Raw genomic sequence first — 13,759 nt, 5'->3', positions numbered from 1 at the left:
GCCCCGGTCACCGAGCATTCCGCGGGCTACCGATAACGTGTTCTCATGACCGAAGACCTGGCCGGCAGCGCACTGCCCGACGCCGAGCATCACGAGGGCGGTTTCCGGCCGATGTCGGAGCTCATCGACGCCGCCAAGAACGCCGACATCACCCGTGGCGGTCCGCACTACGGCGCGTTCATCGAGGAAGTCCGCAAGCTGATGGACCGGGCGCGGCTGTCGTGTCCGTCCGATGAGCTCGCGCTGGAGACGATCGGGGTGCTCAAACAGCTCAACGACCGGCTCGATGCGGCCGTCGTCGACGAATGGTCGGCCCCCACCTGGACCAGGGCGGATCTGCCCGCGCGCGGCAACATCACCATCCCGCCGTATGTGATCGACAAGGCGAGCAAGGACGGCGTGGAAGCCAGGATCACCTTCCGCACCTTCCACCTCGGCGGAAACGCCGCCGCGCACGGCGGCCAGATCGTGGTCGGCTTCGACGACCTGCTGGGTATGGCAGCGGCGCTCTACGCGGGCGGTGTCACCCGCACCGCGTCACTGACCGTCGACTATCGCTCCATCACCCCGCTCAACAAGGAACTGTCGTTGCGCACGTGGGCCGACCGCCGGGAAGGCCGCAAGGTGTACGTGCGGGCGACGCTGCACGACGGTGAGCGGCTGTGCGCGGAGGCCAACGGGCTGTTCATCGTCCTGAAGCCGGGCCAGCCCTGAGCGTGCCGTAGAAGGCCCTGAACGCGACAATCCGGCCGGCCGCCGCGAGCCGAAAGCCGCGATACGACCGGCCGGAACGGTTCAGCGCGCCGGGAAATGCGCCTCCAGATACGGCCCGAAGCTCGCGTCGACGGCTTCGGCGGTGAGAGCGAAATCGGCGAGGGTGTACTTGTGCGCCGGGCGCGCCGCACCCGAGGTCGACTCCGAATGCAAGGCGGTCATCGCCGCGCGGGCCTCGTCGGTGAGGTCGAGGCCGAAGTGGCGGTAGATCCCCTCGACGGTGCCGATGGGGTCGGCCACGAAATCGTCGTAGTACACATCGCAGAACTGGGCCGCGTCATGATTCTTGCGGTCGTCGAGGAACCGCTGCGCGCCGCGTGACCACAGCTCGAGCTGCGTGCGCCCGACGACTCCACCGCGGAACTTGTCCGACCAGCCCGCCGAGGCCTGCTCGTTCAGGCTGCACACCGAGGCGATGATGGTGCTCGGCGCCCGGTGCATCTGGATGATCAGCGCGTCCGGATACACCGCGAGCAGCGCGTCCAAGGCGAACAGGTGGCTCGGATTCTTCAGCACCCACCGCCGGTCGACGTCGTCGAGTCCGATGAGTTGCAGGTTGCGGCGGTGCCTGCGGTAGGCGCCGGTCCAGTCCTGCTCGCGCAACCACTCCGAATAGGTCGGCAGATAGGCAAGGCACTCATAGGAAATCGACATCGCCGATTGACGCAGCAACTGCCAGCACTCTTCGACCTGGTCGGCCGAAATATGGTGCACGCCCATGAATTCCGGGTGTTCGACGTGATGCTTGTGGTAGGCCGCCTGCAACCGCTGGAAGATCGGGTTCTGCTCCCATGTCTCGCGCGGTGGCCGCGGCTGCGGCATCTCGGTCAGCCACATCTCCAGCCCCTGATGCCGGGGGTCGGCGGTCAACAAGCGGTGCACGGCCGTGGTGCCCGAGCGCGGCAATCCGGTGACGAAGATCGGCCGCTCGATCGGCACCTGCGCATGCTGCGGGTACTGCTGCCAGGCCGATTCACTCAGCAGCCGCGCGATGAGCGCACCGCGGAGGAAGGCACGGTTGACCTTGTTGCCGAACGGGGTCAGTTCCGCGTCCCTGGCGTAGGAATCGAGCAGGACCTGCAGCCCTTCGCGGTAGTCGTCGGTGCCGAAATCGCTCAGCCCGACGACCTTGCTCGCCGAGGCGTGCAGATCGTCGATGGTGCCGACGTCGTCCCTGCCGATCATGTTCGTCTCGCTCCTCAATTGTGGTACTCCCCGCAGTTGACATCCAGGCACGCCCCCGTGATCGCCCGCGCCAGTGGTGAGGCGAAGAAGACCACCGCATCGGCGATCTCGTCGGGCTCCGGCAGTCTGCGCAGGTCGATGGTCGCGGCGGTTTCGGCGTACACCTCGTCGCGGGTGATGCCGCGCTGTTCGGCCAGGTAGTTGAAATACCATTTCAGGTTGTCGGCCCAGATATAACCGGGGGCAACGGAATTCACCCGGATGCCGCGCGGGCCGAGCTCGGTGGCCAGGCTCTGCGCCAAGGCCAGCAGGCTCGCCTTGGCCATCTTGTAGGGACCGAAGGTGCGCCGCGAGTGGTGCAGCACGGCGGAGTTGATCATCACCACCGATCCCTTGGCTTCGGCGAGGGCGGGCACGAACAGCCGGGTCAGGCGCAGCGCCGCCAGCACATTGGTCTCGAAGCCGGCGCGCACCGCGTCCAACTCGACGTCGGCCAGATCGACGATGGGCGGGATGGCGAACGCGTTGTTCACCAGGGTGTCCACCCGGCCGAACGCGCTGTGCGCCGTTTCCACCAGATTCGCCGCCGCCGCTTCGTCGTTGATGTCGGTGGGGACCACGACCGCACGCCTGCCCAGGTCGGTGATCTCCTTGGCCACCTCGGCCAGGCGGGATTCGGTGCGCGAGGCGAGCACCACGTCGGCACCGGCGGCCGCGGCTTGTACCGCGATGGCGCGGCCGAGGCCGGGACCGACCCCGGAGACGACGACTACCTTGTCCTGCAACAACATCAGCCGAGCATCCTTTCCGCGACCGCCGCCTGCCGGGCCGCGATGCGCTCGCGCCACTGCTGCGGCGTCACCCGAGCCTGCTCGTGATACGGCAGCCTGGCGTCGATCTCATCGAATTTCACCACCTCGACCGTCGGCCCGTCCTCGGGTTTCATCTCCCGCGACAGCCGCTGCCAGCGGAACTGCAGGTAGCCGCGGGCGTGGCCGGTGCATTCGATCCAGTTGGCCAGTCCGGGATCGCGTTCGCTGACCACCAGCCGGATCATCCCGTCCGGATCCACGTGCGCCTGATCGGCGGTGAGGCTGGTCTGGTGGTTGATGTAGTCCAGCGACAGGTACCACATGCTGCCGAGCTGGAAGCCCTGGTAGGGCGCGTCCGATTTCGGGACGGTGATGATCATCGCCTCGTCCTCGGCGAGTTCGTAGTGCCCGGCCGAGGAGAACTGCGTGGTCAGCCCGCCCGGAGTGCTGCGCGGCTCGGTCATGGTGTTGACCGGCAGGTTCAGGTAGAACCACTGCGGGAAGGCCAGGAAGGTCTGCAACCGCGATACCAGCATCTTGCCCGCCACGCCGTAGCGTTTGGTCATCAGGTCCTTGGTCAGCGGCGGTGGCGCGGCACCGGCCTTGTCCGCCCGATGGATGCGCAGAGTGCCCGGCTTCTCGGCGCCCCAGTCGCTGAACACCTCACGGACCACGAGCATGGCCGAATCGGGCGCGAGGGTGATGTAGTTCGGACCGGCTTCACCCGGACCGAAACGAACCTCGAACGATCCGTCCGGGGCGATATCAATCGCGCGATCGTCGAATGCGGTGGTGCTGTCGGGCACATCGACCGGCGAATAATCGCCGTTCAATACCTGGAAACTCAGATCGCGAGTGGAACCGCGAGTTCCGGTGACCACATATTCGGCATCCGGGCGCAGATACGAATGAAAGTAGAGGGTGTCCGGATTGTCCAGCCCCATTTTCGTGTACGGCCCCGTCGACTGGACGAAGAACGGGAAATCACGCTCATACGCCCACGCCATCTGAATGGCGGCTCGAATACTGCCCGCCAGATAGTCGTAGCCCTCGACGAGATCCTGTTCGGTCCGAATGTGCGGCGCTTCGGTGATGATCTTCTCGGCGGCGGCGATGGCGTCCGCGAACGGTTGCGTCAGCAATAGACTCTCCGGTGTTCCATATATGTACCGCTCTGGTACATTCCGATACCAGAGACATTAGAACGTGTTCTAGGAGTGGTCAATGGTCGAACGGCGATCCGCGCCGACCCAGCGCGTGGTGCAGGTGCTGGATTTCATCGTCGAGCAGCAGGGCAAGCGGGTGGGCCTGTCCGAGCTCGCCCGCACCCTCGGCCTGGCCAAACCCACCGCACTCGGCATCCTCACCGAGCTCACCGCGGGCGGCTACCTGGTCCGCGATCCGCGCACCCGCACCTATGGGCCCGGCCCCGCGCTGATCGCCGCGGGCCGGGTCGCGCAGGACAGCTTCGCCATCGCCGGCGTCGCCCACCCCGAGCTGGCCCGGCTCAGCCGGGCCTACCGCACCACCTGCACGGCATCGGCGCTGGTCGGTGAGCAGATCATCGTGCTGGAGAGCACCGGCCCCGGCATGGTCAAGGTGGGCGCTTCCTACCCTTTCGCGCCACCGGTCGGCCTGATGTACGTGCTCTGGGATACCGACGCGGCCTTCGACGCCTGGCTGGCGATGCCCGCGACGGTGCCGCTGCAGCAGGACGAGGCCCGGCTGCGGCAGATCGTCGCCGAATGCCGCGAGCGCGGCTACCTGGTGGAATCCATGACGGCGGCCGGACGGCGGTTGTATTCGCTGCTGGCCGGCGTCGCCGCCCGCGAACTACCGGACGAGCTCCGCGAAGTGGTCGCCGAGCTGGTCACGAGCCTGGGCGAGCGGGTGTATCTCGGCACCGATCTGCGGCCACGCAAACAGCATCCGGTGAGCCTGCTCGCCGCACCGACCTTCGACGCCGACGGCAGGCAGAACATGGTGCTCACGATGTATGTCGGCGCGTCGATCACCGGCGCGGAGATCGCCAGGCGCGGCGCGGACCTGGTGGCCGCCGCCGATGCCGTCACCGAAAAGTCCGGCGGACGCCAACCGTTGACCAAATCCCGAAACGTGTTCTAGTTTTGCATCGTGAGCCAGTACGCAAAGTCGGCGGCGAACACCTACGAGCTTCCCCATCTGGACGCGCTCGAGGCCGAGTCGGCACATATATTCCGTGAAGTCGCAGCGACTTTCGAACGCCCCGTGCTGTTGTTTTCCGGTGGCAAGGATTCGGTGGTGATGCTGCACCTCGCGGCCAAATCATTTTGGCCCGCGCCGCTACCGTTCCCGGTGCTGCACATCGACACCGGGCACAATTTCGACGAGGTGATCGAGTTCCGTGATCGCACGGTGGCGCGGCTGGGTCTGCGGCTGATCGTCGGCCGGGTCCAGGATGACATCGACGCCGGCCGCGTCACCGAGGACAGCGGTCCCCGCGCCACCCGCAACCGGCTGCAGACCACCACCCTGCTGCGCAGCGTGCGCGAGGGCCGCTTCGATGCCGTATTCGGCGGCGCGCGACGCGACGAGGAGAAGGCGCGCGCCAAAGAACGGGTGTTCAGCTTCCGCGACGAATACGGCCAGTGGGACCCGCGCCGACAGCGCCCCGAGCTGTGGAACCTCTACAACGGCAGCCACCGGCCCGGCGAGCACATCCGGGTGTTCCCGCTGTCGAACTGGACCGAGCTCGACATCTGGAGCTATATCGCCGCCGAGGGCATCGAGTTGCCCTCGCTGTACTACGCGCATCGCAGGCCGGTGGTGCAGCGCGACGGAATGTTGCTGGCACACACTCGTTTTCTTCACCTGCTCGACGGCGAGACGCCGTACGAGTCGACCGTGCGGTTCCGCACCGTCGGCGATGCCACCTGCACCGGCTGCGTCGAATCCAGCGCCGCCTCCCCCGCCGAGGTGGTGGCCGAAGTCGCCGCCGCCCGCGTCACCGAACGGGGCGCCACCCGCGCCGACGATCGCATCTCCGAGGCCGGGATGGAAGACCGCAAACGAGAAGGCTACTTCTGATGACCACTTTGCTGCGCCTCGCGACCGCGGGCAGCGTCGACGACGGCAAGTCGACCCTGATCGGACGGCTGCTGTTCGATTCCAAGACCTTGTTCACCGACCAGCTCGACGCGGTGGAACGCACCAGCCGCGATCGCGGCGAGGACTACCCGAACCTCGCACTGCTCACCGACGGCCTGCGCGCCGAACGTGAACAGGGCATCACCATCGACGTGGCGCACCGCTATTTCGCCACGCCGCGCCGCAAATTCATCATCGCCGACACTCCCGGCCACATCCAGTACACCCGCAACATGGTCACCGGCGCCTCCACCGCCGATCTGGCGCTGGTGCTGGTGGATGCACGCAAGGGCGTGGTGGAGCAGACCCGCAGGCACGCCTTCCTCGCCGCGCTGCTCGGCATCCCGCACCTGGTGCTGTGCGTGAACAAGATGGATCTGGTGGACTGGTCGCAGCAGCGGTTCACCGAGATCCGGGAGGAGTTCGCCGGTTTCGCGTCCAAACTCGACGTCACCGATCTGACCTTCGTGCCCGTGTCGGCGCTGCACGGCGACAATATCGTGCACCGCGGTACCTCGATGCCCTGGTATGAGGGCACCCCGCTGCTGCATCATCTCGAAGAGGTGCATATCGCCTCCGACCGCAATCTGATCGACGCCCGGCTGCCGGTGCAGTACGTGATCCGCAGTCACACACCGGAATTCCGCGGCTACGCCGGAACCATCGCCGGCGGCGTCTTCAAACCGGGTGACGAGGTGACGGTCCTGCCCTCGGGCCTGAACACCACGGTCCGGTCGATCTTCGGTCCCGGCGGAGTGCCCATCGACGAAGCGTTCCCGCCGCAGGCGGTGACGGTCCAGCTGGCCGACGAGCTCGACGTCTCCCGCGGTGACCTGATCTGCCGTCCCGCCAACCGGCCGCAGGTCGGACGCGATCTCGATGCCATGGTGTGCTGGTTCGCCGAGGACGCCGAACTCACTCCCGGCGCGTCCTACACGCTGCGCCACACCACCCGGGCCACCCCGGTGCAGGTACGGACGCTGGACTATCGTCTCGATGTCAACACCCTGCACCGCGACGAGGCCGCAACCACCTTGTCACTCAACGAGATCGGCCGGGTGCAGCTGCACACCCGGCAACCGCTGCTGTTCGATCCCTACCGGCGCAACCGCACGACCGGCAGTTTCCTGCTGGTCGACGACAGTACCGGCAATACCGTCGCCGGCGGCATGATCACCGGCCCGAGCCTGCCGTCATCGCGGGTGGTGTGGCATTCCACCGCGGTCGAGCGGGCCGAGCGCGCGACTCGTGGGATGACGGTGTGGTTGACGGGCCTGTCCGGCTCGGGCAAGTCGACGGTCGCGGTGGAGCTGGAACGGCGCCTGGTGGCGTCCGGGCGTCCGGCATTCCTGCTCGACGGCGACAATCTGCGCCACGGCCTCAACTCCGATCTCGGGTTCTCGGCCGAGGACCGGGTGGAGAATGTGCGCCGGGTCGGTGAGGTCGCGCGGCTGTTCGCCGAGGCCGGTGTCATCGCCATCGTGTCGCTGATCAGCCCGTATCGCGCCGATCGGGACCGGGCGCGGGCCGTGCACGAGGCCGCGGGCATCCCCTTCCTCGAGGTCTTCGTCGATACTCCGCTCGAGATCTGCGAATCGCGCGACCCGAAGGGCATGTACGCCAAGGCCCGTGCGGGTGAGATCCGCGATTTCACCGGCGTCGACGCCCCGTACGAACATCCGCTCACACCGGGCCTGGTGCTCCGGCCCGCCGACGGCGATCCGGCCGCGATGGCGTCGACCGTGCTCACCCTGTTGACGAGCATGGACTGACACCGGAGGCGATGGCCGCCGGGCGTACCCGCCGCCCGGCGGTCATCGGGGCCGCGAATCGCGGTGAAGCCTCCGCGCACCGGAGCGGCACCGCCTATCGTCGGGCGAGAACGCCGACTCTCCCCGGCCGTCGATGCACCACATGACGCGCCGGCAGAGCCGGACCGGACACTTCGAGCCGCACCACGTGCGGTGGGGCGGCGGGATCATCGAAAGGGAGCGCCTTGGGCACCATCGCAGTACACGAATTCATCTCCCTCGACGGGATGTACGACGACCCGAGCTTCACCTTCGCCTACGGGTTCGATCCGAAGATGGGCGACACACTGGCCGAGATCACCGGCGCCGCGACCGGGATTCTGCTCGGGCGCAACACCTTCGAGATGTTCGCACCGGCCTGGTCGACGCGCACGGTCGACGACGATCCGGGTGCGCCGTTCTTCAACGACACCATGAAGTACGTCGTCGGTGCGCAGGAACCCGCGGTAGAGTGGGCCAACAGCACCCGCCTCGGCCCGTACGACCCGGAGGTCATCCGCAAGCTCGAGGCCGAGACCGACGGCATCCTCTACATCAGCGGCAGCGGCCGGCTGGTCCGTGCCCTGCTCCGGGACGGCCTCGTCGACAATCTGCACCTGTTCGTGTATCCGATCGCCCTGGGCACGGGTGAGCGATTCTTCGACGACGCCACCACCAAGCTGACCCTGGTATCGACCGACGTCTACGACAACGGCGTGGTGCACCTGAACTACGGGCCCGCCGCGGACTGATTCGCCGCGGACGGTCGTCACGCTCCCCTGGCGACCGGGCCGGGTGCCACCGCGCACAGTATGGTACACAGGAGGCAACTTGTACCGAAGGGATGCTCGATGCGGTCTACTCTCCTGTCCCGGCGTGATCTCGACTTCCTGCTCTACGAATGGCTCGACGTCGAGCGGCTCACCGAGCGCAAGCGCTACGCCGAGCATTCCCGGGAGACCTTCGACGCCGTCCTCGATCTGAGCGAACAGCTGGCGACGAAGTACTTCGCCTCGCACAACAAGCTCGGCGATGCCAACGAACCGACGTTCGACGGTGAGCGCGTCACCCTCATTCCCGAGGTGGGCGCCGCGCTGCGGGCCTTCGCGGAGGCCGGCCTCCCCAGTGCCGCGATGGACTACGAACTCGGCGGTTCACAGCTTCCGGCCAGCGTCGCCCAGGCCAGTTTCGCCTGGTTCCAAGCCGCCAATCCAGGCACCTCCGGCTATCCGTTCCTCACCATGGCCAATGCGAACCTGCTGCTCACCCATGGCCGCGAGCACATCGACCGATTCGTTCGCCCGATGGTGGAGGGCCGATTCTTCGGCACCATGTGCCTGTCGGAACCGCAGGCCGGTTCGTCGCTGGCCGATATCGTCACCCGCGCCGAGCCGCAGCCCGACGGCACCTATCGGCTCTTCGGCACCAAGATGTGGATTTCCGGCGGCGATCACGAGCTGGGCGAGAACATCGTGCATCTGGTGCTGGCGAAGATTCCCGGTGGACCGGCCGGGACCAAGGGGATCTCACTGTTCGTGGTGCCCCGGTTCCTCGTCGGCGACGACGGCTCCCTCGGCGAACGCAACGACGTCGCGCTGGCCGGACTCAACCACAAGATGGGCTACCGCGGCACCGTGAACACGGTGCTGAACTTCGGCGAGGGCAAGTGGACCCCTGGCGGCGCACCGGGTGCGATCGGCTATCTGGTCGGCGAGCAGCACCGCGGGCTCAGCTACATGTTCACGATGATGAACGAGGCGCGCATCGGCGTCGGCCTGGTGGCCACCGCACTCGGCTACACGGGTTATCTCGAATCGCTCGAGTACGCACGCACGCGCACGCAGGGCCGGACCAAGGGTGCCGCCGATCCCAGCACGCCGCAGCGGCCCATCGTCGAGCACGCCGATGTGAAGCGAATGCTGCTCGCGCAGAAGGCCTATGCCGAAGGCGCGCTCGCGTTGGTGCTCTACTGCGCACGCCTGGTCGACGAGCACCGCACCGCCTCCTCCGATGAGGAACGCCGCGCGCTGACGTTGTTGCTGGACATCCTCACCCCCATCGCGAAGAGCTGGCCGTCGCAGTGGTGCCTGGAGGCGAACAGCCTGGCCATCCAGGTGCACGGCGGCTACGGCTACACCCGCGAGTACAACGTCGAGCAGCACTACCGGGACAACCGGCTGAATCCGATTCACGAAGGTACGCACGGCATTCAGGGCCTGGACCTGCTCGGGCGCAAGGTCACCCAGCAGGGCGGGGCGCGCCTGCGCGCGCTCGACGAACGGATCCGCGCGACCATCGGCGAGGCCCGCGCACAGGCCGGTGAGCCCGCCGAAATGGGTGCGCAGCTCGAATCGTCGTGGCAGCGACTGGTCGAGGTGACCGCAGGCCTGTTCGCCGACGGCGACATCGAAGCCGCACTCGCCAACAGTTCGATCTATCTGGAAGCGTTCGGGCACATCACCCTCGCGTGGATCTGGTTGCAGCAGACCCTGGCCGCCGCCGGACGCGAGGGCGATTTCTACGACGGCAAACGCCATGCGGCGCGGTACTTCTTCCGCTATGAACTCCCCCGCACCGCACCTCAGCTCGAGCTGCTGGCCGCCCGCGACACCACCACACTCGAGATGCGCGACGCCTGGTTCTGACACCCCCATTAGATACATATCTTACCGAATGTATCATTCTTGGGTGACCAGCGACGAACCTACCGTATCCCGCCCACCGGGGCGTCCGGCCTCCGCGACCCGAGAAGAGGTCGTGGAGTTGGCGCGGCTGGCGTTCCTGGCCGGTGAGCGGGTGGATGTGCAGGCCATCGCGGCCAAACTACGGCTCAGCCGCGCCTCGGTGTATCGCTGGTTCGGTTCACGTGACGGCGTGCTCGGCGCGGTGCTGGCCGGTGAGTTCGAGAATTTGATCGAACGGGCGGATGCCCGCCGCCGGGCCAGTGGTGCCCAGCGGATCCTCGACGTGCTCTACCGGGTCAACCGGTGGATGGCGGGCAACGAACCGTTCCGCCGCTATTTCGAGAACGAGCCGATCGCCGGTCTGCGCATCCTCACCACCGGCGACGGTCCGGTGCAGCCGCGCGTGGTCGCCGCGGTGGAGGACCTGATCGCCCGCACGGAAGAACAGGACGATTACCGGCCACCGCTGGAGCGTTCGCTGCTGGCCTACACCCTGGTCCGGCTCGCCGAGGCCTTCCTCTACAGCGACAACGTCACCGGTCTGCGCGGCGACGTCGACCGATTGCGTCAGGTGCAGGCGGCGTTGCTCGGACTCACCCCCGAGGGCGAGGACATCCGCGCGCCGCGGCGTTCATTGGAATCGGCGTGATCACAACCGTCCCGGGCCCGGCGAAGGTGGCGCAATGGCGCTCGGCGCGCGTGTTTGCCCAGGTCGCGCGACCCACCGACCCGGCGTAATCAGCACACCTGCCGCGAGCCGCACGATCAGCGGCGAAAGGGCGGCCGGAATCGCCGCTATCGTCGCTGTTCATGCAGGTCAGCGACAGAAACTCGGAGTCGCCTTCTCCGGTGCGCCGGTTACGGGCCGACGATGCGCGCCGGGTCGCCGACATCGTGCGCCAACAGATCCACACCGGCGCGTTCGCCGACACCCTGCCCGGTGAGCAGGTCCTGGCCGCCGAACATCAGGCCTCCCGCAATACCGTGCGCGAGGCGCTGGCGCTGCTCCAGGACGAGGGCCTGATCGACCGCGCGCCCAGGGTCGGCACCAAGGTGACGGGCCGCAAACTCGACCACGGCCTCGACACCCTGCTCGGGTTGCAGGAGACCTTCGAGGGTCACGGGGTGGTCCGCAATGAGGTCAGGGTCGCGACCCGGATCAGCGCACCGCCCGCCGTGGCGCGCCGGCTGGCGCTGGCACCGGGTACCCGGGTGGTCTACCTCGAGCGCCTGCGTTACCTCGGGGACCTACCGTTGAGCCTTGATCTCACCTACCTCGCGCCCGGCATCGGGGACGCGGTGCTCGAACACGACCTGGAACACACCGACATCTTCGTGCTGCTGGAGCAGATCAGCGGCCGGTCGCTCGGCTCGGCCGACCTCGCGGTGGAAGCCCTCTGCGCCGATCCGCACACCGCGGCCACCCTCGACATCCCCGCAGGCGCCGCGCTGCTGATGCTCGAGCGTCTCACCCGCCTCGAGGACGGCACCCCGGTCGATCTCGAGTACGTCCGCATGCGCGGTGACCGGATCACCATGCGCGGCAGCCTGTCTCGCAGCATCCCCGAATGGAAGGTCCTTTAGATGGCTCTGGCGAACCAGCGCACCGATATCCCCGTGACCATCGACGAATCGCTGTGCATCTCCGGCTGCACGCTGTGCGTCGAGATCTGTCCCCTCGACTCACTCGCCATCAATCCCGACAACGGCAAAGCCTTCATGCATGTCGACGAGTGCTGGTACTGCGGCCCCTGCGCCGCCCGCTGCCCCACCGGCGCCGTCACCGTCAACATGCCGTATCTCCTGAGGTAGTTCACATCATGAAACAGTGGAAACGCCTGGTCGCTGTCGCCGCCGCGGCGGCGTTCACGCTCACCGGATGCTCGCTCGAGGAGGCCACCTCCGGCGACACGGTCAAGGTGGTCATCGGCTATCAGTCCAAGACCATCAACACCGTCACCGCCGGTACGCTGCTGCGCGCCCAGGGCTATCTGGAACAGCGCCTGCAGCAGATCACCGATAGTGGCGGCGCGAAGTACGAGGTCGAATGGCAGGACTACGACACCGGTGCGCCGATCACCGCGCAGATGGTGGCGGAGAAGATCGATATCGGTTCGATGGGCGATTACCCGCTGCTGATCAACGGGTCGCGCACGCAGGCCAACGAGCGTTCGCGCACCGAGTTCATCTCCGTCACCGGATACAACCCCAAGGGTGCGTTGAACATGGTGGTGGTGGCGCCGGACTCACCTGCCGATGAGTTGAAAGACCTGGCCGGCCAGAAAGTTTCGGCCAGTGTGGGTTCGGCCGGGCACGGCACGCTGGTGCAAGCGCTGACCCGGGCGGGCATCGACCCCGTCGGCGGCGTCGAGGTTCTCAATCAGCAACCGCAGGTCGGTGCCTCGGCGCTGGAGTCGGGTCAGGTGAGCGCGCTGTCGCAGTTCGTGGCGTGGCCCGGGCTGCTGGTGTTCCAGGACAAGGCGAAGCTGCTCTACGACGGCGCCGAGCTGAATGTGCCCACCTTCCACGGCGTGGTCGCCCGCAAGGCGTACACCGCCGAGCATCCGGAGGTGGTCGACGCCTTCTTGCAGGCCCAGCTGGACGCCACCGAATTCCTGTGGCGGGAACCACTGGAGGCCGCGCGCATCGTCGCCGAGGGTTCGGGTCTGCCGCAGGAGGTCGTGTACCTGTACAACGGGCCCGGCGGCACCTCCTTCGACACCACCCTCAAACCGAGTCTGATCAGTGCGTTCAAAGACGATGTGCGGTATCTGAAGTCGATCGGCGATTTCGCCGACCTCGATATCGACGCCTTCGTCGACGACACCCGCATCCGCGCCGCCTTCGCCGCCCGGGGCGGCCGCGATTACGACAGCGCCCTGGCCGACACCACCAATCAGACCACCGGTTCGGGCACCGAAGTCTGGCTGGACGGGCAGACCGCCACCCAGCCCGCCGCCGACGCCACCGCACTGCTGCGCGCGGTGAAAACCGCACGGTCACAGGGTGCGACCATCCGCTCCGCCTACATCGTGGATACCGAACTCGGCACCCGCTGGTTCGCCGACAAGGCGGTCTGGCTGCGTGACGGTGAGACGTTCCTGCCGTTCACCACCGCGGCCGCGGCAGGCCGGTACCGCCAGGCCCACCCCGGCGCGCAGCCGGTGAGCTACGACCAGGCCGTCAGTGAGGTCAGGTCATGACACGGTCACACGCCGAGTCACCGGCGGTCGCCGAGCCTGCGGCAGAGCGTCGCGTCTCGGACGTCGCGTCCGATGCCATCCCCCGTGCAATCCGGGAGTCGGCCGGGGCCGTCGGCTCAGGCGCCCACCCGGGCGCAACCGATGGCATCGAATCGGGTTCGCCCTCGGCGCCCCCGGCCACCACG

At 67.3% G+C, this 13,759-nt stretch carries 13 protein-coding genes; 10 read left to right on the top strand and 3 right to left on the bottom strand.

Features of this window, described 5'->3' with window-relative positions; all coding sequences use genetic code 11:
• Nucleotides 1-45 precede the first annotated feature (45 nt).
• Nucleotides 46-714, top strand: coding sequence for a PaaI family thioesterase (locus AC5W7N_RS25155; RefSeq protein ID WP_194992131.1), 669 nt, complete (start codon nt 46-48; stop codon nt 712-714).
• A gap of 81 nt (nt 715-795) precedes the next feature.
• On the opposite strand, the gene AC5W7N_RS25150 is transcribed toward AC5W7N_RS25155, so the two are convergent.
• Genes AC5W7N_RS25150 through AC5W7N_RS25140 form a run of 3 tightly spaced genes read right to left on the bottom strand, consistent with a single transcriptional unit; the run spans nt 796 to nt 3,913 of the window.
• Entirely contained in the window at nt 796-1,959 is a 1,164-nt protein-coding gene (locus AC5W7N_RS25150) for a sulfotransferase family protein (RefSeq protein ID WP_194992132.1), read from the bottom strand.
• Between the two features lie 14 nt (nt 1,960-1,973).
• On the bottom strand, nt 1,974-2,750 hold the full coding sequence (locus tag AC5W7N_RS25145) for an SDR family oxidoreductase (RefSeq protein WP_163812274.1): 777 nt from the start codon (nt 2,748-2,750) through the stop codon (nt 1,974-1,976).
• Nucleotides 2,750-3,913, bottom strand: coding sequence for a hypothetical protein (locus AC5W7N_RS25140; RefSeq protein ID WP_495922303.1), 1,164 nt, complete (start codon nt 3,911-3,913; stop codon nt 2,750-2,752). The genes AC5W7N_RS25145 and AC5W7N_RS25140 overlap by 1 nt, the downstream gene beginning before the upstream one ends.
• Before the next feature lie 82 nt (nt 3,914-3,995).
• On the opposite strand from AC5W7N_RS25140, the gene AC5W7N_RS25135 reads away from it, so the two are divergent.
• From AC5W7N_RS25135 to AC5W7N_RS25095, 9 genes are all read left to right on the top strand, one after another.
• Complete coding sequence (locus AC5W7N_RS25135) at nt 3,996-4,895, top strand: IclR family transcriptional regulator (RefSeq protein WP_195007169.1); 900 nt, start codon at nt 3,996-3,998, stop codon at nt 4,893-4,895.
• 9 nt (nt 4,896-4,904) lie between these two features.
• Nucleotides 4,905-5,837: a sulfate adenylyltransferase subunit CysD gene (gene cysD, locus AC5W7N_RS25130; RefSeq protein ID WP_163812281.1), complete on the top strand. Its 933-nt coding sequence runs from the start codon at nt 4,905-4,907 to the stop codon at nt 5,835-5,837.
• Complete coding sequence (cysC, locus tag AC5W7N_RS25125; protein ID WP_163812283.1) at nt 5,837-7,669, top strand: adenylyl-sulfate kinase; 1,833 nt, start codon at nt 5,837-5,839, stop codon at nt 7,667-7,669. The genes cysD and cysC overlap by 1 nt, the downstream gene beginning before the upstream one ends.
• A 224-nt stretch (nt 7,670-7,893) precedes the next feature.
• The gene (locus AC5W7N_RS25120; RefSeq protein ID WP_195019243.1) at nt 7,894-8,439 is read left to right on the top strand and encodes a dihydrofolate reductase family protein; all 546 of its coding nucleotides are present in this window, start codon (nt 7,894-7,896) and stop codon (nt 8,437-8,439) included.
• Nucleotides 8,440-8,538: 99 nt separating this feature from the next.
• Nucleotides 8,539-10,332 carry an acyl-CoA dehydrogenase gene (locus AC5W7N_RS25115; RefSeq protein ID WP_495922301.1) on the top strand — a complete coding sequence of 598 codons (1,794 nt, stop codon included), beginning with the start codon at nt 8,539-8,541 and terminating at the stop codon, nt 10,330-10,332.
• Nucleotides 10,333-10,375: 43 nt separating this feature from the next.
• A complete protein-coding gene (locus AC5W7N_RS25110) occupies nt 10,376-11,020 on the top strand; it encodes a QsdR family transcriptional regulator (protein ID WP_280211681.1) in 645 nt (214 codons plus the stop codon).
• 161 nt (nt 11,021-11,181) lie between these two features.
• Entirely contained in the window at nt 11,182-11,955 is a 774-nt protein-coding gene (locus AC5W7N_RS25105) for a GntR family transcriptional regulator (protein WP_195019242.1), read from the top strand.
• On the top strand, nt 11,956-12,183 hold the full coding sequence (locus AC5W7N_RS25100) for a 4Fe-4S dicluster domain-containing protein (RefSeq protein ID WP_036536327.1): 228 nt from the start codon (nt 11,956-11,958) through the stop codon (nt 12,181-12,183).
• A gap of 8 nt (nt 12,184-12,191) precedes the next feature.
• Nucleotides 12,192-13,574: an ABC transporter substrate-binding protein gene (locus tag AC5W7N_RS25095; RefSeq protein ID WP_490725289.1), complete on the top strand. Its 1,383-nt coding sequence runs from the start codon at nt 12,192-12,194 to the stop codon at nt 13,572-13,574.
• Nucleotides 13,575-13,759 lie beyond the last annotated feature (185 nt).

The sequence above is a fragment of the Nocardia sp. CDC519 genome (genome assembly GCF_059509835.1).
The sequence above is the reverse complement of the archived record's forward strand: the minus strand, read 5'-3'. Positions and strand labels throughout refer to the sequence as shown.